The following is a 24,169-nucleotide window of genomic DNA, read 5'->3' on the forward strand; positions in this document are numbered from 1 at the left end:
CGCATCCTTTCGCTAGTGACTCCCGTCATGAGCGTCGGGAGAGCAGGGCATAATAGAGCAAGGGTATCACCACCAGGGTGAGCAAAGTGGAGACCAGGATCCCGAAAATCAGGCTGATGGCCAGTCCGTTGAAGATGGGATCATCGAGGATAAACAGGGCTCCGATCATCGCCGCCAGCGCCGTCAGCATGATGGGTTTGGCCCGCACCTGCGCCGCTTCGATCACCGCCTGCTCGAACACCACTCCGGCGCTGCGCTGCTGCTCGATAAAGTCCACCAGCAGGATGCTGTTGCGTACGATGATCCCGGCCAGGGCGATCATCCCGATCATCGAGGTGGCGGTAAACTGGGCTCCCAGCAGGGCGTGGCCCGGCATCACCCCTATGATGGTGAGCGGAATGGGAGCCATGATGATGAGCGGCACCAGATAGGAGCGGAACTGGGCCACCACCAGCAGGTAGATGAGGATCATCCCCACCCCGTAAGCAATCCCCATATCGCGAAAGGTCTCGTAGGTGATCTTCCACTCCCCGTCCCACAACAGCGCCACCTCTCCCAATTTATCGGGCTGCTGCACGTAATATTGGGGCAGGTCGATGTCGGCACCGGCGGCAAACATGCCGTAGAGCGGGCTGTCGGTGTGGCCACCCATGTCGGCCACCACCATCACCATGGGCTGCATGTTCTTGTGCATGATATAGCTGGGGGCCACCTCATCACGGCGACTCACCAGCTCGGAGACCCGCACCAGCTGGCCGCTCTGGCTGCGCACCTTGAGGGCCAGTACGCCCGCCAGATCCCGTTTGTCACCGGGAGCCAGTTCGATGCGGATCGGCACCAGATACTTGGCGCCGTGCCCCTGCAGCCAGCTGGCATCCTGATAACCCACCCCGCCATTGAGGGTGTTCACCAGATCCCCGAGATCGACCCCGAGCAGGGCCGCCTTGCTGCGATCCACCACCAGCCGCCACTTAGGCTGCGGGTCGGTCAGATAGATATCCACATCCACCAGATCCGCCGTGGCCACAAAACGGGCCTGTACGGCGCGAGCCGCCGCTTCACGGGCGGCAGGCGTCGGGCCATACACTTCTGCGACTATGGGGGACCAGACCGGCGGGCCGGGCGGCACCTCAACGACTTTCAGGTTGCCCCCTGCCGCACTGGCGATAGCCTGCAGCGGCGCCCGCACCGACTGGGCAATCTGGTGACTGCTGCGATCCCGTTCATGCTTGTCCACCAGATTGACCTGAATATCCCCCACGTTGGCGCCGCTGCGGATAAAGTAGTGGCGCACCAGCCCGTTGAAATTGATGGGGGCGGCGGTACCGGCGTAGATCTGGTAATCCTTCACCTCAGGCACCTTGGCAAGCTCTCGTCCGACCGCCAGCAGGGTGCGCTCGGTCTGCTCCAGGGTCGCCCCCTCCGGCATATCGAGCACCAGCTGAAATTCCGACTTGTTGTCAAACGGGAGCATCTTGAGCACCACCCACTGCACCACCGGCATGGCGGTAGCCGCCCCGACCAGCAGCAACACCACTAGCCAGAGCTTGCGTCTGGCCTTCTTGGCGCCATCACCAATCAGGAAAGGGGTCATCAGCCGGTGAAAGAGACCAGCCTTGGCCTCGCCGTGGGCACCGTGCATCTCACCCTTGAGCAAATGGCTCGCCAGCCAGGGGGAGAAGATAAAGGCCACCAGCAGGGAGATAAGCATCCCCATGCTGGCATTGATGGGGATGGGGCTCATGTAAGGACCCATCAGCCCGCTGACAAAGGCCATCGGCAGCAAGGCCGCGATGACGGTCAGGGTCGCCAGTATGGTCGGCCCCCCCACCTCGTCCACCGCCCCCGGAATCAGATCCTTGAGCGCCCCCTTGCCCAAACCGCGATGGCGGTGGATGTTCTCCACCACGACTATGGCGTCATCCACCAGAATGCCGATGGAGAAGATCAGCGCAAACAGCGACACCCGGTTGAGGGTAAAGCCCCAGGCCCAGCTGGCAAACAGGGTCAGTGCCAGGGTGATGACGATGGCAACCCCCACCACCAGCGCCTCACGCCAGCCCATGCTCACCAGCACCAACAGCACCACCGCCGTGGTGGCAAAAATCAGCTTGCCGATCAGGGTGTTGGATTTGGTCTCGGCGGTGACGCCGTAATCTCGGGTCACCGTCACCTCAACGCCGGCAGGGATCAGCCGATTTTTGAGACTCTCGACCCGCGCCTCCACCCGCTTGGCCACATCAACCGCGTTCTGGCCCGGCTGCTTGCCGATGGCCAGGGTCACCGCCGGATAACTGGCCTGCCCCATCCCCATCCAGCTGCGTTTGGTCGGAGTCTCCTGACCCAGAGAGACCCTGGCCACATCCCCCAGATAGACCGGCTTGCCGTCGTGCATCCCCACTACCAGCTCTCTAGCCTCCTGCTCACTTTGCAGGAACTGCCCCACCTGCACCTTGATCTCCCGGTTATCTTGCTCGATGGCCTGTGTCGGGCCCACCTGATTGGCGGCAGCAAGTCGCTGGCTCAGCTCGCCCCAGCTGATGCCGTGGGCGCTGAGGGCCACCGGATCCGGCATCACCCGCAGCACGGCGCTCTGGCTGCCCAGCGCGTAAATATCGCGGGTACCGGGAATGCGCTTGAGTTCTGTCTCCAGCTCATGGGCGACCCGGGTCAGCTCAGTTGCCCCCAGTTGCTTGATCCCCTCTTTGCTCCATAAGGTCAAACTGACGATAGGGACATCATCGATCCCCCGGGGTTTTACCAGCGGCTGACCGACCCCGATCCCCTGTGGCAACCAGTCGCGGTTGGAGTCGAGCTGGTTGTTGAGATCGACGATGGCCTGCTCGCGGCTCACCCCCACCTTGAACACCACCACCAGCAGGGCGCCATCAGGTTGGGAAAAAGAGTAAAGGGTATCAATGCCCTTTATCTGGGAAACCACCTGCTCGGCAGGGGTGGTAACGAGAGAGGCCACTTCAGCCGGAGTGGATCCCGGGAAGGGAATATAGACATCGGCGAAGGTGACATCGATCTGCGGCTCCTCCTCCTTGGGGGTCACCAGCACTGCAAACAGACCGAGCAACAGCCCCACCAGCGCCAGCAGCGGCGTGATGGCCGAGCCTTGGAACAGCGCAGCCAGCCGACCAGCAGGCCCCAGCCTCTCCTTGTTGCCGTTCAGCTCGCTACTCATGGGCCACCTCCTGCTGCTGCGCCCATGCATCGGGGGCCAGCTTGTCACCGGCTTGCAGCCCGGCCAGGATCTCGCACTGCCCTTCAAAGCAATGGCCGACCCGTACCGGCGTCAGGGCCCAGCCAGCGGGTTGCTGCAGATAGACGCCGTTGAACTCCCCTTGCCGCAGCAGGGCGCGCTCCGGCACCTGCAACACCTGACGCTCACACTGCTTGAGCTGCACCTTGAGCCACATTCCGGGCAATACCCCGGCGGTTTGCGGCGGCAAGTCGAGGCGCAACCTGAAGGCGTGGCTCTGGCTGTCGGCATAGTTGAAGCGGGTCAATTTGACCGGGGTAACAGACTTGCCATCCGGCAGCAGCACCTGCACATCCGCAGGCTCACGAGCCAGCGTCAGGGCGGATTGGGGCAACTCCACCTCCACCCGCAAGGTGTCGAGAGAGAAGCCGGAGAGCAGCGGGGTACCGGGGGCGACAGTCTCCCCCAGCTCTACCAGCCGTTTGGTCACTACCCCTGCATAGGGAGCCAGAATGCGGGTATAACCGTAGGCCTCGCGGGCCTGAGTGAGAGCCGCATCGGCAGCGTTCACCTCGGCGCGGGCGGCGCGATCAGTCGCCTGGGCATTGTCGAGCTGGGCGCGGGTGATCACCCCCTTGGCAATCAGCGCCTGAAAGCGGGCGAGCTGGCGCTCGGCTTCCACCCGCTGAGCCTGCGCCCGCGCCAGCCGCGCCTCGGCACCCGTGACGGCGGCAAACTGCTCCTTGCCACTGATCTCCAGCAGCGGCTGTCCCGCCTGTACCTGATCGTTCACATCCACCAGCATACGGGAGACCCGGCCGCTGGTCTGGGCCGCCACCGTCCCCTGATTGATGGCACTGACGGTGCCATCCAGCGTCAGCCAGTCAGTCACCGGCTGTGGCGCCACTGTCAACAGGGGCTCTGGCTCCCCGTCCGCGGCAAAGGCCAGGGGGGATGTCATGGCCTGCGATGTCATCACCAACATGGTGATCCCCAGCAACCGGATCTTTTCCATCATCACTCTCCTTCCCTGGCGTAATCTGTCACTTCACGGGATCAGGCGGTATGGGACTGGCGCACCTTATCCACTCCCCGAGCTGGCGCCTTGGTCAGCACCCTGGCCAGTCCTTTGTCAAACAGCAAGATCCCGGCCACCATGGCCGCTATAAACAACATTATCATGGGCTGCCCGCTGGAAATGAGACTCAGAGCAGGCCCCGGGCAGATACCCACCAATCCCCAGCCGATGCCAAACAGCGCAGCCCCGCCGATCAGGCGACGATCCAGCCGAGGAGCTGGTACGGCGGCGATGGGCTCGCCCAGCACGCTCTGACGACGGGGTTTCACCAGCAGGAAGTAACCCGGCATAAAGACCAGCAGGGCGCCTCCCATCACGAAGGCGAGGCAGGGATCCCAGGCGCCAGCCAGATCGAGAAAACCGGTGACCCGAGCGGGATCCACCATGCCGGAGATGGCCATCCCCAGTCCGAACAACACACCCGCAAACAAACTTGTCAGCAACTTCATGGCGATCAGCCCCTTACAGCAGATGATGAGTGACGAAGACGGTGATGAAACCTGCCGCCATAAAGCTCAGGGTGGCGACGATGGAGCGCAGGGAGAGCCGCCCCATGCCACAGATGCCGTGGCCGCTGGTGCAGCCATTGCCAAGACGGGTACCGACCCCGACCAGCAGACCGGCCAGTAGCACAACGGGCCAGCCGGGCAAGGTGGTGAATGCGGGCATGCTGGCCCAACCCAGGGTCAGCGCCAACCAGGCGCCCGCCCCCAGCCCCAGCAGAAACAGCACCCGCCACGGTGCACGGTGTTGCAGCGCACCGGCCAGAATGCCGCTGATCCCGGCAACCCGGCCGTTGAACAACATCAGGATCAGGGCCGACAGCCCCGCCAGCATGCCACCGCCCAAAGAGAGCAGCCATTGGCTTTCCATCATCAAGATTCCTTATTTTCCGAGTGACAAAAATGGGTTTGCAGCGCCCCCAGCACATCGGCAGCCGCCTCGCTCACCAGCGAGTAGTAGATCTGCTGGGAGACCTTGCGCGAACGGATAAGGCCGTAGCGCTTCAATACCGAAAGTTGCTGGGAGAAGGCCGACTGCCCAAGTTGGCTATGGGCCAGCAGCTCCCCGACCCCCTTCTCCCCCTCCACCAGCTGGCAGAGCACCATCAGGCGTTCGGGATGAGCCAACGCCTTGAGCAGGGAGGCGGCGGCTGTCGCATGTCTGTTCATCTCGTCGAATTGGCTCATAAGAGTAAATTAGCAATTGCTGATATTTGTTCTATTGTATAAAACAACACTAAATTAGCAACATCTAAAGTAGATAAGGAGAAGGACCATGACAGTAGATAACGGAGTCAGAATCGTCGCGGGTTGCATGTTGCTGCTCTCGCTGATCCTTACCACCTGGATTCATCCGGGCTTTGTCTGGTTGAGTGCCTTTGTCGGGGTCAACCTGATCCAGAGCGCATTCACCGGTTTCTGCCCGGCAGCGATGATCCTCAAACGGATAGGATTTAAATAAACGGGTCGGATGACCCGGCTCACATGAGCGTGTAATAAACGCAGGAGGCTGAACATGGCAACGGTAATCGTCATCGGCGCGGGTCTCGGGGGCATGTCTGCCGCCTACGAACTCAAGGCCGAACTGGGCAAGCAGCATGAGGTGATCCTCATCAATGACAAGCCGGACTTTGAATTTACTCCCTCCAACCCCTGGATTGCCGTCCAGTGGCGGGAGCGCAAGGAGACCTCGCTCCCCATCGAACCCCATGTGAAGAAAAAGGGGATCCGCTTTATCCATGCCGCCCTGACCGAGCTGCAACCGGCGGCGCAGCAGCTCACCCTCTCCGATAGCCAGACCCTGCGTTACGACTTTCTGGCAATCTGCACCGGCCCGGCCCTCGCCTTTGACGAAGTGACGGGGGCTGGCCCCGAATCCGGTGGCACCACCAGCGTCTGTACCCTCTCCCACGCCGAAGAGTGCCGCCACAGTGTCAGCGCACTGGTCGATGAGCCCGGCCCGGTGATTGTCGGCGCCATGCCGGGCGCCTCCTGCTTCGGCCCCGCCTACGAGTATGCGTTCATCCTCGATCGCCACCTGCGCGACAAGAAGGTGAGGAAAAATGTGCCCATGACCTTTGTCACCAGCGAGCCCTACATCGGCCATCTGGGTCTCAACGGCGTGGGCGACTCCAAGGGGATGCTGGAGAGCGAATTGCGGATGCGCGACGTGCAGTGGATCTGCAATGCCCGCACAGTGGCGGCGCAAGATGGCCAGATGACGGTGGAGGAGCTGGACGATGAGGGCAACATCAAGCGCACCCATACCCTGCCCTACAAACACGCCATGATGCTGCCCGCCTTTGTCGGCATTGCGCCGCTGCGGGGCATCGAGGGGCTGGTCAATCCCCGCGGCTTTGTCATCGTCGACGAGCACCAGCGCAACCCCGCCTTCCCGCAGATTTACGCCGCCGGTGTCTGCATCGCCATTGCCCCGCCGCACAAGACGCCGGTGCCAACCGGGGTGCCCAAGACCGGCTATATGATTGAGGCGATGGTGCGCACCCTGAGCCACAACATCAAGGCGGAGCTCAGCGGCCAGCCGCCGGTGACCAAGGCAGTGTGGAATGCCATCTGTCTGGCAGACATGGGAGACACCGGCGCCGCCTTCGTCGCCATGCCGCAGATCCCGCCGCGCAACGTCGCCTGGTTCAAGAAAGGAAAGTGGGTCCATCTGGCCAAGATCGCCTTCGAGAAATACTTCCTGCACAAGATGCAGGTGGGCGATACCGAGCCCATCTACGAGAAACTGATGCTCAAATACCTTGGCATCGACAAGACCGAATGACCCCGCAGACCCGGCCCTCGCCGGGTCTGCTTTTGGCGGCTTTGCGCGGCAAAAACGGGGCTTTCGATTATGTTTCAAGATGTTGCTGCGGGCAGCGCGGGGTTTACCCTGCCCGCCGCCTCGGCTATCATTCGAGCCTCTTATCAATAGCGGAGACCATCAGTGGGCAACTCATCAAGTGACAGTTGTAGACCGACCCTCATCGTCGGTACCAAGGTCGCGAGCTAGCCGCAGGTCCTGCTCTGCCGCCACTCGCAACCCTGCGAGAAGCGGAAATCCACTCCCCTCTTCTCCCTTTTTACACTTGACGTCTGGCAACCAGTGGCCAACCGCCACTGTCGCCATGCCTGCATAGTTTCTGCTTCCCACAAGGAGGCTGCTATGCGTTTTATCTCAATCAAACCGGCTGCGGATCGCGCGGTCGCAACAGGTTCTGTTGCAACCCGGGCTCACCCCCTGCTGAGCAAGCTGGGGCGCGGCATGTTGCCACGCTGGCTGGGCGGCAAACCGCGCCAGCACCACTATAGGCTGCAGATCCGCTGCGAGGATCGCGCCGATATGGAGCAGGTGCTGGATATGGTGAACCACACCCTGCAACCGGCGGGGCTGCAACCGATGCAATCGATGAAGCCGGGTCGCGGCGGCGGGCGAGAGCTGGTGCTCAACCTGCAGTGCACCCCGCCCCAGCGACGCTATCTGGTTCAGTTTGTTCATCAGGTCGGAGTAGCACATCCGGTGCGCTGGCAACTGCGCCCGCGCATCGACTGCGATCCCGAGCTCAACTGACCGCTCATCTGCGTTAACCACAGTGAAAGGGGCCAGCCACGCTGGCCCTGCTTGTTGCGTCCTCTCCGAGCGTCAGGGCATCTGATGATGCTCGCTCCCCGGGACGCCGCGTTTTTGTTTTTCTGCTGGCCATCCGCGCAATCATCCCCTGATCCATCTGCCTCCCGGCGTTTCATCATGGATTGCACCAAACCAGCGCTCATCAGAAGGAGTACGCCATGAAGATGTGGCAACAAATTGACATGATCTCCCTGCTCGACACCCTGGCCAGCCTGCTGCTCGCCTTTGTGCTTGGCAGTCTGGTCGGGCTGGAGCGCCAGTACCGCCAACGTACCGCGGGCCTGCGCACCAACGTGCTGGTCGCCGTAGGGGCCGCCCTGTTCGTCAGTCTGGCCCAGCGTATCTATGACCTGCACGGCGGCAACTACAACGTGGTCCATGTGGTGGCCTATATCGTCTCCGGCATCGGCTTTCTCGGTGCCGGCGTCATCATGCGCGAATCGGGCAATATCCGCGGCATCAACACTGCCGCCACCCTCTGGGGTGTCGCTGCTGTCGGCGCCGCCTGTGGCGCCGGGCTCGCCATGGAGGCAATTCTGGGCGCCCTGTTCGTGCTGGCCGCCAACACCCTGCTGCGACCGCTGGTCAACCAGATCAACCGCCGCCCGGTGGACAATACCGACACCGAAGTGACCTACAAGGTGACGGCCCTGACCCAGCGCGAGCATCAAAAAGAGGTGCTGCACTGGCTCGAGGAGATGCTGGAGCAGGCCAACTACCCCCTGAGCGAACTCGATATCGAGCCGTTTGGCGCGGGGGATCTGGAGATCTCGGCGGTGCTGCTGGCTACCTCCATCGATGGCGACGAGCTGGATGCCCTGATGCAAAAGCTGGCCATCCACCCCCATATCAAGCAGGTGTTCTGGCGCACCAGTACCACCGACTGAGCTGCCTGTCAGAGGAACGAACCATCCGCCCACAGCAAAAAGCCCCGCCAGCAATGGCGGGGCTTTCTCATATGGATGGGCGAAGAGTGGCTAACGGCGGCTGCGCCAGCGCACCCTGGGGGTGATCACCTGGGCAGTCTGTGCGGGAGGTTTGCCCGCAATCAGTTGCTGCATCAGCTCGAAAGCGGCGAGGGCCAGCGCCGGACAATCCTGTGCCACCGAGTCGATGCGCATGGGAATGCAGTCAAGCAGGTCGTGATCGTCGAAGGTACACAGGCGCATGCCTGTCTCCATCAACCCCGCCTCGTTGAGGTAGCGCAGTACCCCTTCCAGCAGGGTAAAGGAGGCGGTAAAGAGCCCCTTGGGGGGGGCTCCCAGCTCAGCCACCAGCTCGGCCATCAGCTGATAACCGGAGCTCGGCTGATAGTCGCGATGGCGCACCCGGGCGGCATCGGCTTCAAAACCGGCGCGATGGAGCCCCAGCTCATAGCCCGCCAGCCGGTGACGGCTGGGGGAGAGATCCAGCAAACCGCCGAAGTAGTAGATCTGCTCGCCGCACTCGCTGGCCATATCCCGCACCAGCTCGGCGGTAGCCTTGCAGGCATCGGAGATCACCATGGGCAGGCGTGACTCGCCGATATGGCGGTCGAGCTGCACCACCGGCAAGCGGTCGTGAATGCGGGCATAGATGTCATCGCTGTGGCCGCTGGAGGCGACAATCAGCCCATCCACCTGACGGCTGATGAGGTTGTCCACCACCCGCTGCTCGAGGGCGGGATCATCCTCGGAGCAGGCGATCAGCAGCTGGATGCCCGCCTCCCGGCAGTAGGCCTCGAGGGCACGGGCAATGCGGGCAAAACCGAAGTTGGTGAGATCGGGGATCACCAGCCCCCAGGTGTAGCTGCGGGTCTCGCGCAGGGAGCGGGCGTGAAAGCTCGGCAGGTAGTGACACTCCTCCGCCACCGCCTGAATGCGCTTGCGGGTATCGTCGGCAATCCGGTACTCCGCACTCTTCCCGTTGAGCACCAGACTGGCGGTCGCCTTGGACACCCCCGCCAGTTCGGCGATCTGGGCAATCGTGATCCGTTTCTTCTTCTCCACCTGGCCTCCCGGCTGACTAGAACCGGGCTATTGTACTAGGCACGCCGACAGCGGCCAGTGATTGAGGCAAATTTTGCAGCCATCATCGCCGTTACCTGATGAAAGTTGCGGCTTGTCCCCGGGAAAATAGCGCGCCGACAGGCTGTGGCGACCCTCATCGATGAAGCACTCCAGACTGGAGCGATCGCATAGCACGGTGATCCGCCCGCCAGCCCATGGGCTGCTGCGGGTCTCCCACGCTCCGCTCTGCCAGTTCTGGCGCCGCAAGGTGATGCGCCCCGGCTGCCAGCACAGCTCGGCCACGGCACCGAACCAGAGGCTCCCCTCACCGCAGAGATCCAGATCGAGCCAGGCCGAGTCGATGGCCAGACCCGGAAATTCGCCGAGCGTCCCCTCGAAGCGGGTCAACTCTCCCTTCAATGCCGCAAGCTCCGCCACCGGCCGCTGGCAGAGCCACTCATCCTGCCAGAACAGCTCCCGCGGGCAGCTCATCTGGTGAATCCAGCCGTGAGCGACCGTAGGCTGGCTCATCTCGTTCTCTTCCGGCAGACCCAGCCAGCCAAACAGCAAGCGCCGACCCTGGCTATCCAGAGTGGTCTGAGGGGCATAGAACTCGAAGCCCCGATCCAGCTCGTGAAAAGCCCCGTGCTCGAAGCGCTCGCCGTCGAAGTTGCCCGCCAGCCAGCCGCACTGGTAGAGGTTGCGATAATCCTCGCCTGCCGGGGCAATCCCCTGCGGGCAGCTGATCAGCACATGGCGCTCCCGAAGCGGGAAGAGATCCGGGCACTCCCACATATAGCCAAACTCACCCAGCCCCCCTCGCCCGCTACCGGCGATGGGGCCCACCCGCTGCCAGCTTTGCAGGGTCTCGCCGCGATAGAGCAGCACTTCGCCCTTGTCATCCAGGGTGCGGGCCCCCAGCACCATCAGCCACTGCTGGCCGTCGTGCCACACCTTGGGGTCGCGCACGTGGCCGCTGTAGCCTTCGGGCAGATCCAGCACAGGCCCCAGCTTGGCAAAACCGCCCTCACCGTCGGCGCGGGCCAGACACTGATAGGCGGTGCGGCTGCCATCCGGGTATTTGACATTGCCGGTGTAGATGAGGGTCAAACGCCCCTGCTCGTCGCTCACCGCAGAGCCCGAATAGCAGCCGTGGCTCTCATAGGCTTCGGTGGGCAACAGCGCCACCGGCTCGTGCTGCCAATGCAGCAGATCGGTGGAGGTGACATGCCCCCAGCCCTTGTTGCGGTGCTCGCAGCCAAGCGGGTTCCACTGGTAGAAGAGGTGGTAGCGCCCGTCGTGCTCGATAAAGCCGTTGGGATCGTTAAGCAGCCCCACCGGGGCTGCCAGATGCCAGCGGGGCCGATGGGGATCGGCCGCCGCCTTGAGCTGTCCGGCCAGCAACGACCGGACAATCTGGTTGAGAAGATCGCTTTCCTTCATCACTCCACCTTGTACTTGAGCAGGTAGGAAGCGGCGAAAGCGGCGCCAAAGGCGATCACCAGCCCGATGATGTAATGAATAAGGCTCATGGGCTGGACGATGGCCATGCCGGGAATACCGGTCAGCCCCACCGCCGTCATCCCCACCTTGGCCGCCACCACGTAGGCGCCGCCGCAGGCCCCGCCAAAAAGACCGGCGAGGAAGGGTTTGATATAGCGCAGGTTGACGCCAAAGATCGCCGCTTCCGTGATACCCAGCAGGCAGGACATGGCCGCCGGCACGGTAATGGCCTTGATCTTCACATCGCGGGTCTTGAAATAGACCGCGAGGCAAGCCCCGCCCTGCGCCACGTTGGCCATGGCCCAGATGGGCAGCAGGAAGTTGACGCCAATTTGCGGATTGGCCAGCAACCCCGCCTCGATGGCATGGAAGCTGTGGTGAATGCCGGTGATAACGATAAGCGAGTAAGTGCCGCCAAATACCAGCCCCGCCAGCCAGCCCGCCTGCTCATAGAGGGCGCTCAGACCGAACGAGATGCCATCCCCCAACACCCGACCCGCCGGGCCGATAAAGAGCAGCGCCACGAAGCCGGTGATGATGACGGTGAGAAACGGCGTGAGGATCAGATCCAGCGCATCCGGAATGCGCTTGCGCAGCTGTTTCTCCAGATGGGACATAAACCAGACCGCCAAGAGCACCGGGAAGACAGTGCCCTGATAGCCGATCATGGCGACATCGAGCCCGAAGAAGTCCATAGTCTTGAAGCCACCGGCCACGCCCCAGGCGTTGGTCAGCGCCGGGTGGGTGAGGATGCCGCCGAGGGTCGCCCCGAGGTACGGATTGCCGCCAAACTCCCGCGCCGCCGTAAAGCCGATGAGGATCGGCAGTATGATAAAGGCCGCCGAGCTGAACATGTCGAGCATCACAAACAGGGCGCTGTCGGCATTGACCCAACCGTAGGTGCGCACCATGCCGAGCAGCCCCATCAGCAAGCCCGAGGCGACGATGGCCGGAATGATCGGCACGAAGATGTTAGAGAGGGTTCGCGCCAACCGCTGGGCCACGTTGAGCTTGGCCGCCGCCATGTCGGTCAGCTCCGCCTTGCTGGCGGTGCCGGTACCGGTCAGCGCCACAAACTCGGCATACACCTTGTTGACCAGACCGGTGCCGAAGATCACCTGAATTTGGCCCGCGTTGCTAAAGCACCCCTTGACCCCCTCCAGCTTGTCGATGGCGGCCTTGTTTACCTTGCTGTCATCGGCCAGCACCAACCGCAGCCGGGTAGCGCAGTGGGCAGCGCTGACGATATTCTCCTTGCCCCCGAGCAGGGGCACCAGATCCTTGGCTATCGCACTGATATTCATATTCTTCCTCTTATGACCCGCCACGCTGGCGGGCCCTTGTCACATGAGAGTAGGGGCTGTCGAGCCGGGCTTCTAGCCGCAGCTCAACAGCCGCTTGCGCTTGATCGCAAAAAAACATCCAGTTCGGAGCGGGTCGGCAGCGCCGTCATCGCCCCCTTGGCGGTGGTGGCGAGCGCCCCGCAGCCGTGAGCCTGAGCCAGAATGGCGGGCAACTCGGCCAGCGTCGGCAGCGACGAGCGCCCGGCCAGCGCCGCCAGCAGCCCGGCGACGAAGGCATCCCCCGCCCCCGTGGTGTCGATGGGCGTCACTTTCTGCCCCACCCACTCCAGCAACTCGCCACCCAAACGGGCCACCACCCCGGCCGCGCCCCGGGTCACCAGCACCAGCGCCGGGCCAGAGAGAGTTGCAAGCCCAGCGACCAGTTCATCCTCGCCACTCAGCAGTTGCAGCTCCTCGATGGATAGCTTGACCACATCCGCCTGTGCAATTGCCTGACGCACCAGCGGCAGTATCTCGGCGGGGTTGCCCCACACCTCGGGGCGCAGGTTGGGGTCGAAACAGACCCACCCTCCTGCCGCCTTGATAGCCGCCATGGCCTGCAGGCAGCTGGTGCGTACCGGCTCGTTGGCGAGCGCGATGGAGCAGGTGAGCAACCACTGATCGGCATCGAAGCGGGGCAACTCATCCGGGGTGAGGAACTGGTCGGCACTGGGGCGCACCATAAAGGTGAAGCTGCGCTCCCCCTCGTCATCCAGTTCTACCAGCACGGTAGAGGTGCTATGGTCAGGATCGAGCCACAGTGCACCGATATCCACCCCCTCCCCGCTCAGGGTGTCGGCCATAAAGCGGCCGAACGGGTCAGCACCAACCCGGCCGATAAAGGCCGCATCGCCACCCAGCCGTGCCACGCCAACCGCCACATTGGCGGGCGCACCACCCGGACACTTGAGGTAGTGCAACGCCCCTTCCGGGATCAAGTCCACCACCGCATCCCCCATTACCCACACACGATTCGTCACCTTGCTACTCCACTGCTGCATCGGATCCACGGTCAAACCCGAACTCTGTTCTGTTGGCTGTCATTATTAGCTAAACCGTTTTAGCCAACCAACAGATCTCGGCACCGGCTGCCATTTTTGTGATCGGGATAACGAACTAGAACCAGGTTTCCATCTGTACGCCAAAGTTCCACTCGCCACCGGCGGTGAAGTTGCTCTGGCCCATGGCATCGTCGCTAGCGTAGTTGTCGAGCTCGGAGGACCAGTCCATCCAGCTGGCGAACACCCTCAGTTCGGGACGTTCGAAGAAACCGGCGGTCTGCGCCTTGAAGGTGGGGGCGAAGGTGAGCTTGGTGAAGTTGCCGTTCACCGCCTGGCGTCCCTTGTAACCCTTGGGATCGAGATCCATGTACTGCCAGGCCGCCTCGTAAACCAGCTCGACGTTCTGGCTCAGCACCTGCGCCACCCGGGTATTGAAGGTAAGCCAGCGGTACTCGTCTCCTTTCACGTAGCGATCCTGACTCTGCTCGGCCAGCAGGGCCGGGGCAAAACGCCAGCGCGAGTTGAGATCGGTGGCGCCAAACACGGCGACCCGCACTGCATCGGCGTCCGGCAGCAGCTCGCTGTCAGAGCCCAGCCCCTTGACCTCGGCCCCCAGCCCATGACCATACAACACCGCCGCCTTGGCAAACCCTGGGTTGATGCCAAAGAAGCTCTCGCCGTGGTAGGCCAACAGGGTGTGTGCCCCCTTGTCCGCCGCCTCGCTGCCCGTCCCCTTGTCATTGATGCGGGCGTCATTGTCCTTGGCCGAGAGGCCGTTCACCATCCACTGCCAGTTGCCGACGCGGTTGTTCATGGTGAGGATGTAGCTCTCGATATCGGAGAGACCGCTGGCGCTGATGTCGCCGTAATCGCGGCCATAGAGGGAGAAGTTGGCCTTCCAGCTGTCGGCGAGCTGCACGTCGTAAACGCCGCCGCCGGTACCGGCCAGGAACACCACGTCGGAATCGAGCCAGTGGATGTCGAAGTTGTCCCGATCAAAGCGCTTGCCCGCCCACAGCACCGCATTCTTGAAGGGGCCGTCGAAGCTCGCCAGATTGCCGATCTCGGCAAACACCTGACGGGTATTGAGGCTCGAATCGCTGGCGGTCCAGTCGTTGCTGGTCTCAACCCCGTCTGCCAGCATCAGCTTGTAGCGAGCCCAGCTGCCATCCTCGAAGGTCTGGGTTTTCAGCAGGTTAGCCTCCATGTAGGTGTCATCTTCGTTGCCAAGGCGACCGACGGCCCCGCCCACCGAACCGGCTGGCGTGATGTAGGGGCCGCCGCGCCCACCGTTGCCATTGCGGTTTACCAACAGGCCCGAGCGGGCATAGCCGTGAAACTCGAAGCCCTGGGCACCTGCTGTCTTCTCATCCACCTGCTGACTGCGGTTGTCGGCCGCCTGCGCCTGCTCACTCGCCGTGCTCGCCTTCACTTCCGCCTGACTGGCACGGCTCTCTGCTGCCTCGGCTCTCGCTTCAGCCGCCTGTACCCGCGCCTCCAGCGCCGCCAGTCTGGCCTCGACACTCTCACCTGCAACACTCGCCTGCGCCGCCCACAGCGGACTGCTCATCCCCAATCCCAGCGCTACCGCCAGCGCCAACTTGCTCTTGAACATCATCATCTTCCTCACCTGTCATCTATGGCCCAAATGGGCGCAGTTGTTATCGACAGCTAGAGCATAGCTAAACCGCTTTAGCCAGCTCAATACGACAACTAAACCGTTTCAGCAACAGTGTGAGCGGGATAACATTTGTACAGCAGGAATTGGCGGGAGTTGTGAGGAGGATCCCTCATCAGGATCCACTCAATAGGGCGGTTCCTGGCTAAACGGCGGGCAAAAAAAGAGCCGGCACAAGGCCGGCTCTGTTTATTCGGGTCGCTGAAATCAGCTGGTCAGATCGTCGAAGAAGCGTTTCACCCCTTCGAAGAAGCCTTCCGATTTCGGCTTGTGGGTCTTGGCAGCGGCACCGCTGAAGGATTCGTCCAGCTGGCGCAGCAGCTCTTTCTGCTGCTCGGTGAGGTTGACCGGCGTCTCGATCACCACCTTGCACATCAGATCCCCTACCTGGCCGGAGCGTACTGACTTCACGCCCTTGCCGCGCATGCGGAACATCTTGCCGGTCTGGGTCTCCGGAGTGACCTTGAGCTTGACGCGGCCATCCAGGGTCGGTACTTCAATCTCGCCACCCAGCGCAGCTGCGGTGAAGCTGATGGGCACTTCGCAGTAGAGGTTGTTGCCGTCACGCACGAAGATCTCGTGCTCTTTGACGTGCACCTGTACGTAGAGATCCCCTGCCGGAGCTCCTGCTTCCCCCGCTTCCCCTTCGCCGGAGAGACGGATGCGATCGCCAGTATCGACGCCCGCCGGAATTTTCACCGACAGGGTCTTGGTGCGCTGGTAGCGACCTTCACCGTGACACTTGCGGCACGGATCCTTGATGATCTTGCCGCGGCCGTGACAGTGCGGACATGCCTGCTGCACCGCGAAAAAGCCCTGACGCATCTGCACCTGGCCGGAGCCGTGGCAGGTCGGGCAGGTCTGGGCACTGCTGCCGGTGTGGGCACCGGAGCCGTTACAGACTTCGCAGTGAACCAGAGTCGGCACCTTGATCTCCTTGGAGACCCCGCGTACCGCCTCTTCCAGCGTCAGCTCCATGGTGTAACGCAGGTCGGAGCCACGGGCCGGGCCACGACGGGCACCACCACGGCCACCGCCGAAGATGTCACCGAATACGTCACCAAACATGTCGGCGAAGTCGGCACCGCCGCCAAAGCCACCGTGGCCACCGCCACCCTGGCTCGGGTCGACACCGGCATGGCCGTACTGGTCGTAACGGGCACGCAGGTTGGCATCGGTCAGGACCTCGTAGGCTTCCTTGACCTCTTTGAACTTCTCTTCGGATGCGGCATCACCCTGGTTACGATCCGGGTGATACTTCATGGCCAGGCGCTTGTACGCCTTCTTGATCTCCCGATCGTCGGCATCTTTCGCCACACCCAGTACTTCGTAGAAATCGCGCTTCGACATACTCATCCTGTGGTTACGCAGACGGGCGTTGGTTACCCAACGCCCGTGAATTCATTGACCAAGCCGATGGGCGAAGCGGACTCCGCCCATCTGGGTAGGGCTTACTTCTTGTCGTCTTTCACTTCTTCGAACTCGGCGTCGACTACGTCGTCGTCAGCCTTGGCAGAAGAGGAGGACTGACCGGCATCAGCACCGGCTGCACCCTGGGCCTGAGCCTGCTGCTGGGCAATTTCCATCAGCTTCTGGGACGCTTCCAGCAGAGCCTGCTGTTTGGCTTCGATAGCAGCCTTGTCGTCACCCTTGATGGCCGCTTCCAGCTCGCTCAGAGCGGCTTCGATCTTGGTCTTGTCGTCGGCAGGCAGGGCTTCACCGGCTTCGGTGATCTGCTTGCGTACGGAGTGGACCAGACCATCAGCCTGGTTGCGAGCCTGTACCAGCTCTTCAAACTTCTTGTCCTCGGCCGCGTTGGCTTCGGCTTCGCGTACCATGCGCTCGATCTCGTCATCAGACAGACCAGAGGAGGCCTGGATGGTGATCTTCTGCTCTTTGTTGGTCTCTTTGTCTTTCGCAGAGACGTGCAGGATACCGTTGGCATCGATGTCGAAGGTCACTTCGATCTGCGGCAGACCGCGCGGTGCCGGACGGATGCCTTCCAGGTTAAACTGGCCCAGAGACTTGTTGTCGCTGGCGCGCTTGCGCTCACCCTGCAGCACGTGAATGGTCACGGCAGACTGGTTGTCTTCGGCAGTGGAGAACACCTGGGACTTCTTGGTCGGGATAGTGGTGTTCTTCTCGATCAGCGCAGTCATCACGCTGCCCATGGTTTCGATACCCAGGGAGAGCGGGGTAACGTCCAGCAGCAGTACGTCGGTCTTGTCACCGGACAGTACGGCACCCTGGATGGCAGCACCCATGGCCACTGCTTCATCCGGGTTGACGTCTTTACGCGGCTCTTTGCCAAAGAACTCGGCAACGGTCTTCTGAACCAGCGGCATACGGGTCTGGCCACCAACCAGGATCACGTCGTCGATCTCGCCAACTGCCAGACCGGAGTCTTTCAGGGCGACACGAACCGGCTCCAGAGAGTCTTTCACCATATCTTCTACCAGGGATTCCAGCTTGGCGCGGGTCACCTTGATGTTCATGTGCTTCGGACCGGTGGCATCTGCAGTGATGTACGGCAGGTTGACGTCGGTCTGCTGGGCAGAAGAGAGCTCGATCTTGGCTTTCTCGGCGGCATCTTTCAGACGCTGCAGAGCCAGCTGGTCGTTGCGCAGGTCGATGCCCTGCTCACGCTTGAACTCGTCTACCAGATAGTTGATGACGCGGTTGTCGAAGTCTTCACCACCCAGGTGGGTGTTACCGTTGGTCGCCAGTACTTCGAAGGTGGTTTCGCCTTCCACTTCGTCGATCTCGATGATGGAGATATCGAAAGTACCGCCACCCAGGTCATATACGGCAACCTTGCGCTCGCCCTTGACCTTGTTCACGCCGTAAGCGAATGCAGCAGCAGTCGGTTCGTTGATGATGCGTTTTACATCCAGACCGGCGATGCGACCGGCATCCTTGGTAGCCTGACGCTGGGCGTCGTTGAAGTAGGCCGGAACAGTGATAACGGCTTCGGTTACCGGCTCACCCAGGTAGTCTTCAGCGGTCTTCTTCATCTTTTTCAGCACTTCGGCAGAGATCTGCGGCGGTGCCATTTTCTTGCCCTTCACTTCAACCCAGGCGTCGCCGTTGTCAGCTTTGGCGATGGCGTACGGCATGATTTTCAGGTCACGCTGCACTTCTTCATCTTCAAAACGACGACCGATCAGACGCTTGATGGCGAACAGGGTGTTTTTCGGGTTGGTGATGGCCTGACGCTTGGCCGGCTGACCAACCAGGATCTCGCCATCATCGGCATAGGCAATGATGGACGGAGTAGTACGATCGCCTTCTGCGTTCTCGATCACGCGAGCAGTGTCGCCATCCAGAATAGCGACGCAGGAGTTGGTAGTACCCAGGTCAATACCGATGATTTTACCCATTTGACGAATCTCCAAATACTTTGAATAAACTGGCGAGGAACTCGCCTTAATGCGTTAACGGCTAGGTGGGGGCAGCCAATCTGGCTTTCAAGCTCCCGGCATCAAATTTTTTGTGCCGCCGCGGCCTTGCTACCTATATGGGGTCGCCGGACGCAGCTTCAAGCCCCAACCCTAAAAAACCACACCCTTTGTCATGGTTGCGCGGTCACGTTGAGCCGTAAAACCGGGCAAGATGAACAGGTGCTGCACTGCGAAACAAAAAGCCCGCCACAGGGCGGGCTCGGGCACCCACAGCCAATCAGTCGACCGCTTTGGCGATCATCACCATGGCAGGACGGATCACCCGACCGTTGAGGTCATAGCCCTTCTGCATCACTGCGATGACAGTGTTCGGGGCCACATCGGCACTCGGTACCATGCTCATCGCCTGATGGGCATTGGGGTCAAACGGCTGGTTGATCGGGTCGAGCGCCACCAGACCAAACTTGGCCACGCCGCTCTGCATGGATTTCAGGGTCAGCTCGACACCTTCGATCATTGGCTTGAGGGCTTCGTTCTCCTTGTCGGCCAGTTCGATGGCACGCTCAAGGTTGTCCAGCACCGGCAGCAGTTCATTGGCGAACTTCTCCAGCGCGAATTTGTGCGCCTTCTCCACATCCAGCTCGGTACGACGGCGCAGATTCTCCATCTCGGCGGCGGTACGCAGGGCGCGTTCACGCTCTTCCGCCGCTTTTTGGATGGCGGTTTCCAGCTGCGCTTCCAGTTCGGCAATGCGGGCCTGCTCGGCTGTCACTTCACTGTCTACATCGGTCGGCTCGACTGGCTGGGCTTCCACTTGCTCCATCGCTTCAACCTTTTGCTCTTCGTGGTTCATGACATCTCCAATTCCGGGGTTACTTATGAGGGCCCTGACGTCTGGTTGAGCGACCGGACGACAACAGACCGACTATGTTGGCGCTATTATGGGGATGCATCCCCGGCTTTCAAGGGGTAAAGGGCAATCTGGGTTGCTGAATAGCCGCAACCGTCGGTTTATCCGGGTTGCCGCTCACCGTTTAACCAGTAGCCTCAAGGGGATAGCCAGCCCCGTCACACGGGGGAGCGTCACAAGCGGAGCAAAGCACTGTATACTGGCCCGCAATACCCATCCCAGATCTGACTGACTATGGATTCTCCGTTCAAAACCATCGCCCTGATTGGCAAACCCCACCATGAGGGGGCCAACCAGACGCTGACCGGCCTGCATCAATACCTGACCGCCCGCGGCTTTCGGGTACTGGTGGAGAGCCGGGTCGCCCAGACCCTGAGCATCCTCGATGAAAACGTGATGGATCTGGTTCAACTGGGCCAGCAGGCCGATCTCGCCATCGTGGTCGGCGGTGACGGCAACATGCTGGGGGCGGCACGGGTGCTGTCACGCTTCGATGTGGCGGTGATCGGGGTCAACCGGGGTAACCTCGGCTTTCTGACCGACCTCTCGCCGCAGGATTACCTGCTGCCGCTGGAGCAGGTGCTCTCCGGCCACTACAAGAGCGAACACCGCTTCCTGCTGGAGGCCTCGGTCTATCGCCACGGCGAGCGCAAGTCGAGCAATCTTGCGGTCAACGAGGCGGTGCTGCACCCGGGCAAGATCGCCCACATGATCGAGTTCGAGGTCTATATCGATGGCAGCTTTATGTATAGCCAGCGTTCGGACGGCATCATAGTCGCCACCCCGACCGGATCCACCGCCTACTCACTGTCGGCAGGTGGCGCCATCCTCACCCCCAAGCTCAACGCCATCACACTGGTGCCCATGTTCCCGCACACCCTCAGCAGTCGCCCCATCGTGCTCGATGCCGACAGCGAAGTACGGCTGCTGGTCTCGCCGGATAATCAGGACGATGCCATGCAGGTGAGCTGTGACGGTCAGGTAACCCTGGCGGTCCACCCGGGGGACGAGATCCTGATCAAGAAGAGTCACCACCAGCTTCATCTGGTGCATCCCCTCGACTACAGCTACTTCCACGTGCTGCGCAACAAGCTCGGCTGGGGCAGCAAGCTGTTTTAATCGGCGCTGACCGATAACGGCATTGCCAGAGAGGGCGCCTGAATTGGCGCCCTTCTCTTTTCTGTCGTGGCAACGTCCCCTGCACTCTCATATCCGTACCGCGTCCCAATAGTCAGTACCGCATTCTCATAGCCATGGCGCACTGGCGCGGCTTTCCTGTGTTAAAAATGGCGGCGCCCTCTTTACTGTATATAAGACCAGTATATACTGGATGCATACACAGTAATGTTGACCTATACAGGATGAGACCATGCTGACCCAGCTGACCGTCAACAACTTCGCCATCGTCAAGTTTCTCGAACTCGATCTGCAACCGGGCATGACCTGCATCACAGGTGAGACCGGCGCCGGTAAATCCATCGCCATCGACGCTCTCGGTCTCTGCCTCGGAGAGCGGGCCGAAGCCGGCATGGTGCGACCCGATAGCGACAAAAGCGAGGTCAGCGCCCGCTTCCTGCTAGACAACAACCCGGCCGCCCGCGCCTGGCTCGCCACCAACGAACTGGAAAACGAAGGTGAGTGTATCGTCCGGCGAGTCATCTCCGCCGAGGGGCGCTCACGCAGCTATATCAACGGCGTGCCCGTCCCTCTCACCCAGCTCAAGAATCTGGGCCAGCTGCTGGTCAACGTCCATGGTCAGCATGCCCACCAGATGCTGCTCAAACCCGACTACCAGCTCGCCCTGCTCGACGGTTATGCCGGTCACCATCTGCTGCTCGACGAGGTGCGCCAGCACTATCAGCAGTGGCGCCAACTGCAAAACGAGCTGAACCGGCTCAAAGCCGAGCAGCAGCAGCGGGAAGCCCGCCGCCAGCTGATCGAGTATCAGGTGCAAGAGCTGGACGAATTTGCCCTGCAGCCGGGGGAGTTTGAAGAAATAGAAGAGGAGCATCAGCGTCTCGCCAACGGCACAGAACTGATGCAAGAGTGCGGGGCTTGCCTCGACCTGCTCTATGACAACGAAGAGACCACTATCGCTGGGCTGCTGCAATCAGCCGTCGATCGGGCCGAGGGGCTGGTCAGCATGGACAGCCGCCTCACCCCGGTACTGGAGATGCTGAACGAAGCACTGATCGGGGTGCAGGAGAGCCACAGCGAGCTGCGCAGCTATCTCGATCGGCTGGAGCTGGATCCCGAGCGGTTCAACGAGCTGGAAGCTCGCCTCTCCAAGGCGATCAATCTGGCCCGCAAGCACCACGTCAAACCAGCAGATCTGGCTCAGTACCATCAGGAGCTGGCCTCTGATCTTGCTCGCCTCAACTCCGATGAAGAACGGTTAGAGGGGATGGAAGATGAGCTGGCCGAGGCCCGTCAGGCTTTTGTCCAGGCCGCCGAAGCCCTGAGTCAGAGCCGTCAGCGTTACGCCCAGGAGCTGGGCGCCAAGGTAACCAGCAGCATGCACGAACTGGCGATGCCCGATGGCCGCTTTGCCATCGAGGTGCGCCCCGATGCCCAGAGCAGCCTCTCTCCGCTGGGTATAGATCGGGTGGAATTTATGGTCACCACCAACCCGGGCCAACCCATTCAGCCGCTTGGCAAGGTGGCCTCAGGCGGTGAACTGTCACGTATCAGCCTCGCCATCGTGGTGATCAGCGCCCGCAAGGTCTCCACCCCGACCCTGATTTTCGACGAAGTGGATGTGGGGATCAGCGGCCCGACTGCCGCCGTGGTGGGTCGTCTGCTGCGCCAGCTCGGCGAGTCCACTCAGGTGATGGTGGTCACTCACTTGCCTCAGGTGGCAGGCAACGGCCACCAGCATATGGTGGTGAGCAAGCATACCGATGGCAAAACCACCGAAACCCAAATGAGTGCCCTTGATGAGGCTGCCCGTCTCAATGAGCTGGCACGCCTGCTCGGTGGTGACCAGATCACTGACAACACCTTGGCCAACGCCCGCGAGCTGCTGCGTCGTTGAATCTGGCAATAAAGCCGATTTGCAGCGATAGCGACTGACAGAGCAGACCGAACATGCTGACTGCGCAGGCCATGGCCTGCACAGTCAGCAATAGCCAATAGCCTACTGTGAGCACCGAACTCGCGTCAGGATTACCGACTCAGATCAATAAAATGGCGAGTTAGGCGAAGCTGGCAGCAACATGGGCGTGGATCCGGTTGCCTTCATGTGGCGGATTTCGCATAGTGTTGCCCCCCTTTATGGGTATCCAATTGTGAGGCTTTGTCTATGATCCACGTTTTTGGTCACAAGAATCCTGATAGCGACAGTATCTGCAGTGCGCTGGTTATCACCGACTGGCTCAATGGCCAGGGCCGTCAGGCCACCCCATGGCGTCTGGGTGACCTGCGCACCGAAACCCGTTTTATTCTGGAGCAGGCTGGCGTCAGCGAACCCGAGTTGCTGACCAAAGATCTGACCGGTGAAGATGTCTGGCTGGTGGATTTCAGTGATCTGGAACAGGGCCCTGCCACACTGGCACAAGCCAATGTACTGGGCCTGGTGGATCACCACCGTCTCGGTACCCTGGTCACCCAGTCTCCGCTGGATGCCTGGATCCGGGCCGTCGGCTGCACCTGCACCATCGCCTTCGATCTGCTGAGCCAGCAAGGCACCGTAACCCGCAGCCAGGCTCGCCTGATGCTGGGCGCCATCATGAGCGACACCCTCTGTCTCACCTCGCCGACCACCACCGAGCAGGACAAGATCGCTTGTGAGCGTTTGGCACCGCTGGCAGAAGTATCGCTGGCCGAATTCGGCCAACAGTTGCTGATGGCGAAAACCGACCTGAGCGGCCTGACTCCGGCTCAACTGCTGCAGCAGGATGAGAAGGCATTCCAGGCGGAAGGTTGCAACTTCATCATGAGCCAGATCGAAGTGGGCAGCGAACAGCAGCTGGCCGAGCACCTGCCAGCCCTGCAGCAGGAGATGGCCCAGCGCGTGACGAGCGAAGGGCTCGACTTCTTCGTGCTGATGGTGACTGACCTGACGGCCGCAGCCAGCCGTATCTACTTTACGGAACACGCTAAAGTACCGGCAGAGTCCAGCTACCACCCGGGCTTTGTCAGCCGCAAGAAGCAGGGTCTGCCCTGGGTAATGGATCTGCTGGCCAAGGCCTGATCCTCCCTCGCCATCACCTATTCCAAAGCCCTGCCTCTGCGCAGGGCTTTTTCATCGCCACCGCCAGCCGCACTCCCCATCCTCTTGCTGATCATCTTGCTCACCCCTCCGGTCTCTCACGTACGCCTTCCACTGCTTATTGATAGTTAACGTCATAACTTTGCTTACATATTTGCGGCTGTTATTTATCAGGGCTTTGCTGCAGGATAATCGCCGCGCACAACCTTTTCC

Annotated in this window: 20 protein-coding genes; 7 read left to right on the top strand and 13 right to left on the bottom strand. The window is 61.4% G+C overall.

Annotation, left to right across the window (positions count from 1 at the left end; all coding sequences use genetic code 11):
* Nucleotides 1-25 precede the first annotated feature (25 nt).
* Genes AB5Y82_RS15940 through AB5Y82_RS15960 form a run of 5 tightly spaced genes read right to left on the bottom strand, consistent with a single transcriptional unit; the run spans nucleotide 26 to nucleotide 5,476 of the window.
* Nucleotides 26-3,190 carry an efflux RND transporter permease subunit gene (locus AB5Y82_RS15940; RefSeq protein ID WP_111901237.1) on the bottom strand — a complete coding sequence of 1,055 codons (3,165 nt, stop codon included), beginning with the start codon at nucleotides 3,188-3,190 and terminating at the stop codon, nucleotides 26-28.
* Nucleotides 3,183-4,223 carry an efflux RND transporter periplasmic adaptor subunit gene (locus AB5Y82_RS15945; RefSeq protein WP_368174249.1) on the bottom strand — a complete coding sequence of 347 codons (1,041 nt, stop codon included), beginning with the start codon at nucleotides 4,221-4,223 and terminating at the stop codon, nucleotides 3,183-3,185. The genes AB5Y82_RS15940 and AB5Y82_RS15945 overlap by 8 nt, the downstream gene beginning before the upstream one ends.
* Nucleotides 4,224-4,264: 41 nt before the next feature.
* Nucleotides 4,265-4,735 carry a YeeE/YedE family protein gene (locus AB5Y82_RS15950; protein ID WP_162632617.1) on the bottom strand — a complete coding sequence of 157 codons (471 nt, stop codon included), beginning with the start codon at nucleotides 4,733-4,735 and terminating at the stop codon, nucleotides 4,265-4,267.
* 13 nt (nucleotides 4,736-4,748) lie between these two features.
* Complete coding sequence (locus AB5Y82_RS15955) at nucleotides 4,749-5,162, bottom strand: YeeE/YedE family protein (protein WP_162632615.1); 414 nt, start codon at nucleotides 5,160-5,162, stop codon at nucleotides 4,749-4,751.
* A complete protein-coding gene (locus tag AB5Y82_RS15960) occupies nucleotides 5,162-5,476 on the bottom strand; it encodes a helix-turn-helix transcriptional regulator (RefSeq protein ID WP_005338008.1) in 315 nt (104 codons plus the stop codon). Before AB5Y82_RS15960 ends, AB5Y82_RS15955 begins: the two co-directional genes overlap by 1 nt.
* Before the next feature lie 88 nt (nucleotides 5,477-5,564).
* On the opposite strand from AB5Y82_RS15960, the gene AB5Y82_RS15965 reads away from it, so the two are divergent.
* The 4 genes from AB5Y82_RS15965 to AB5Y82_RS15980 all read left to right on the top strand — a co-directional run bounded on the left by AB5Y82_RS15965 (nucleotide 5,565) and on the right by AB5Y82_RS15980 (nucleotide 8,809).
* The gene (locus tag AB5Y82_RS15965) at nucleotides 5,565-5,750 is read left to right on the top strand and encodes a DUF2892 domain-containing protein (protein ID WP_111901234.1); all 186 of its coding nucleotides are present in this window, start codon (nucleotides 5,565-5,567) and stop codon (nucleotides 5,748-5,750) included.
* Between the two features lie 54 nt (nucleotides 5,751-5,804).
* On the top strand, nucleotides 5,805-7,076 hold the full coding sequence (locus AB5Y82_RS15970) for an NAD(P)/FAD-dependent oxidoreductase (protein WP_368174222.1): 1,272 nt from the start codon (nucleotides 5,805-5,807) through the stop codon (nucleotides 7,074-7,076).
* Nucleotides 7,077-7,457: 381 nt separating this feature from the next.
* Nucleotides 7,458-7,862 (top strand): hypothetical protein, encoded by a 405-nt coding sequence (locus tag AB5Y82_RS15975; protein WP_005338016.1) that lies wholly within the window; start codon nucleotides 7,458-7,460, stop codon nucleotides 7,860-7,862.
* Between the two features lie 218 nt (nucleotides 7,863-8,080).
* Complete coding sequence (locus AB5Y82_RS15980; protein ID WP_064336900.1) at nucleotides 8,081-8,809, top strand: MgtC/SapB family protein; 729 nt, start codon at nucleotides 8,081-8,083, stop codon at nucleotides 8,807-8,809.
* 90 nt (nucleotides 8,810-8,899) lie between these two features.
* On the opposite strand, the gene AB5Y82_RS15985 is transcribed toward AB5Y82_RS15980, so the two are convergent.
* The 8 genes from AB5Y82_RS15985 to grpE form a co-directional block, all read right to left on the bottom strand.
* Entirely contained in the window at nucleotides 8,900-9,910 is a 1,011-nt protein-coding gene (locus tag AB5Y82_RS15985; RefSeq protein ID WP_368174223.1) for a substrate-binding domain-containing protein, read from the bottom strand.
* Nucleotides 9,911-9,937: 27 nt separating this feature from the next.
* Entirely contained in the window at nucleotides 9,938-11,353 is a 1,416-nt protein-coding gene (locus tag AB5Y82_RS15990; protein ID WP_368174224.1) for a glycoside hydrolase family 32 protein, read from the bottom strand.
* On the bottom strand, nucleotides 11,353-12,717 hold the full coding sequence (locus AB5Y82_RS15995; protein ID WP_042657031.1) for a sucrose-specific PTS transporter subunit IIBC: 1,365 nt from the start codon (nucleotides 12,715-12,717) through the stop codon (nucleotides 11,353-11,355). The genes AB5Y82_RS15990 and AB5Y82_RS15995 overlap by 1 nt, the downstream gene beginning before the upstream one ends.
* Nucleotides 12,718-12,800: 83 nt before the next feature.
* On the bottom strand, nucleotides 12,801-13,757 hold the full coding sequence (locus AB5Y82_RS16000; RefSeq protein WP_368174225.1) for an aminoimidazole riboside kinase: 957 nt from the start codon (nucleotides 13,755-13,757) through the stop codon (nucleotides 12,801-12,803).
* Nucleotides 13,758-13,872: 115 nt separating this feature from the next.
* Entirely contained in the window at nucleotides 13,873-15,378 is a 1,506-nt protein-coding gene (locus tag AB5Y82_RS16005; RefSeq protein WP_111901230.1) for a carbohydrate porin, read from the bottom strand.
* Nucleotides 15,379-15,642: 264 nt separating this feature from the next.
* Complete coding sequence (gene dnaJ / locus AB5Y82_RS16010; RefSeq protein WP_005338032.1) at nucleotides 15,643-16,785, bottom strand: molecular chaperone DnaJ; 1,143 nt, start codon at nucleotides 16,783-16,785, stop codon at nucleotides 15,643-15,645.
* Between the two features lie 101 nt (nucleotides 16,786-16,886).
* Nucleotides 16,887-18,815 carry a molecular chaperone DnaK gene (dnaK, locus tag AB5Y82_RS16015; protein ID WP_005338034.1) on the bottom strand — a complete coding sequence of 643 codons (1,929 nt, stop codon included), beginning with the start codon at nucleotides 18,813-18,815 and terminating at the stop codon, nucleotides 16,887-16,889.
* Nucleotides 18,816-19,113: 298 nt separating this feature from the next.
* On the bottom strand, nucleotides 19,114-19,689 hold the full coding sequence (gene grpE, locus AB5Y82_RS16020; RefSeq protein WP_005338036.1) for a nucleotide exchange factor GrpE: 576 nt from the start codon (nucleotides 19,687-19,689) through the stop codon (nucleotides 19,114-19,116).
* Nucleotides 19,690-19,980: 291 nt separating this feature from the next.
* Here grpE and nadK point away from each other — a divergent pair, with 291 nt between their 5' ends.
* The 3 genes from nadK to AB5Y82_RS16035 all read left to right on the top strand — a co-directional run bounded on the left by nadK (nucleotide 19,981) and on the right by AB5Y82_RS16035 (nucleotide 23,938).
* Nucleotides 19,981-20,865 carry an NAD(+) kinase gene (gene nadK / locus AB5Y82_RS16025; protein WP_005338038.1) on the top strand — a complete coding sequence of 295 codons (885 nt, stop codon included), beginning with the start codon at nucleotides 19,981-19,983 and terminating at the stop codon, nucleotides 20,863-20,865.
* A gap of 250 nt (nucleotides 20,866-21,115) precedes the next feature.
* On the top strand, nucleotides 21,116-22,780 hold the full coding sequence (recN, locus tag AB5Y82_RS16030; RefSeq protein ID WP_106842548.1) for a DNA repair protein RecN: 1,665 nt from the start codon (nucleotides 21,116-21,118) through the stop codon (nucleotides 22,778-22,780).
* 267 nt (nucleotides 22,781-23,047) lie between these two features.
* Nucleotides 23,048-23,938: a manganese-dependent inorganic pyrophosphatase gene (locus tag AB5Y82_RS16035; RefSeq protein WP_368174226.1), complete on the top strand. Its 891-nt coding sequence runs from the start codon at nucleotides 23,048-23,050 to the stop codon at nucleotides 23,936-23,938.
* Nucleotides 23,939-24,169 lie beyond the last annotated feature (231 nt).

The sequence above is a fragment of the Aeromonas sp. s13 genome (assembly GCF_040907905.1).
Classification (GTDB): Bacteria; Pseudomonadota; Gammaproteobacteria; order Enterobacterales; family Aeromonadaceae; genus Aeromonas; species Aeromonas veronii.

Bases quoted from the DNA above. Each gene is read 5' to 3' on its own strand.
- AB5Y82_RS15940 (WP_111901237.1), bottom strand. From the start codon at position 3,190: ATGAGTAGCGAGCTGAACGGCAACAAGGAGAGGCTGGGGCCTGCTGGT.
- AB5Y82_RS15945 (WP_368174249.1), bottom strand. From the start codon at position 4,223: ATGGAAAAGATCCGGTTGCTGGGGATCACCATGTTGGTGATGACATCG.
- AB5Y82_RS15950 (WP_162632617.1), bottom strand. From the start codon at position 4,735: ATGAAGTTGCTGACAAGTTTGTTTGCGGGTGTGTTGTTCGGACTGGGG.
- AB5Y82_RS15955 (WP_162632615.1), bottom strand. From the start codon at position 5,162: ATGATGGAAAGCCAATGGCTGCTCTCTTTGGGCGGTGGCATGCTGGCG.
- AB5Y82_RS15960 (WP_005338008.1), bottom strand. From the start codon at position 5,476: ATGAGCCAATTCGACGAGATGAACAGACATGCGACAGCCGCCGCCTCC.
- AB5Y82_RS15965 (WP_111901234.1), top strand. From the start codon at position 5,565: ATGACAGTAGATAACGGAGTCAGAATCGTCGCGGGTTGCATGTTGCTG.
- AB5Y82_RS15970 (WP_368174222.1), top strand. From the start codon at position 5,805: ATGGCAACGGTAATCGTCATCGGCGCGGGTCTCGGGGGCATGTCTGCC.
- AB5Y82_RS15975 (WP_005338016.1), top strand. From the start codon at position 7,458: ATGCGTTTTATCTCAATCAAACCGGCTGCGGATCGCGCGGTCGCAACA.
- AB5Y82_RS15980 (WP_064336900.1), top strand. From the start codon at position 8,081: ATGAAGATGTGGCAACAAATTGACATGATCTCCCTGCTCGACACCCTG.
- AB5Y82_RS15990 (WP_368174224.1), bottom strand. From the start codon at position 11,353: ATGAAGGAAAGCGATCTTCTCAACCAGATTGTCCGGTCGTTGCTGGCC.
- AB5Y82_RS15995 (WP_042657031.1), bottom strand. From the start codon at position 12,717: ATGAATATCAGTGCGATAGCCAAGGATCTGGTGCCCCTGCTCGGGGGC.
- AB5Y82_RS16000 (WP_368174225.1), bottom strand. From the start codon at position 13,757: ATGCAGCAGTGGAGTAGCAAGGTGACGAATCGTGTGTGGGTAATGGGG.
- AB5Y82_RS16005 (WP_111901230.1), bottom strand. From the start codon at position 15,378: ATGATGATGTTCAAGAGCAAGTTGGCGCTGGCGGTAGCGCTGGGATTG.
- dnaJ (WP_005338032.1), bottom strand. From the start codon at position 16,785: ATGTCGAAGCGCGATTTCTACGAAGTACTGGGTGTGGCGAAAGATGCC.
- dnaK (WP_005338034.1), bottom strand. From the start codon at position 18,815: ATGGGTAAAATCATCGGTATTGACCTGGGTACTACCAACTCCTGCGTC.
- grpE (WP_005338036.1), bottom strand. From the start codon at position 19,689: ATGAACCACGAAGAGCAAAAGGTTGAAGCGATGGAGCAAGTGGAAGCC.
- nadK (WP_005338038.1), top strand. From the start codon at position 19,981: ATGGATTCTCCGTTCAAAACCATCGCCCTGATTGGCAAACCCCACCAT.
- recN (WP_106842548.1), top strand. From the start codon at position 21,116: ATGCTGACCCAGCTGACCGTCAACAACTTCGCCATCGTCAAGTTTCTC.
- AB5Y82_RS16035 (WP_368174226.1), top strand. From the start codon at position 23,048: ATGATCCACGTTTTTGGTCACAAGAATCCTGATAGCGACAGTATCTGC.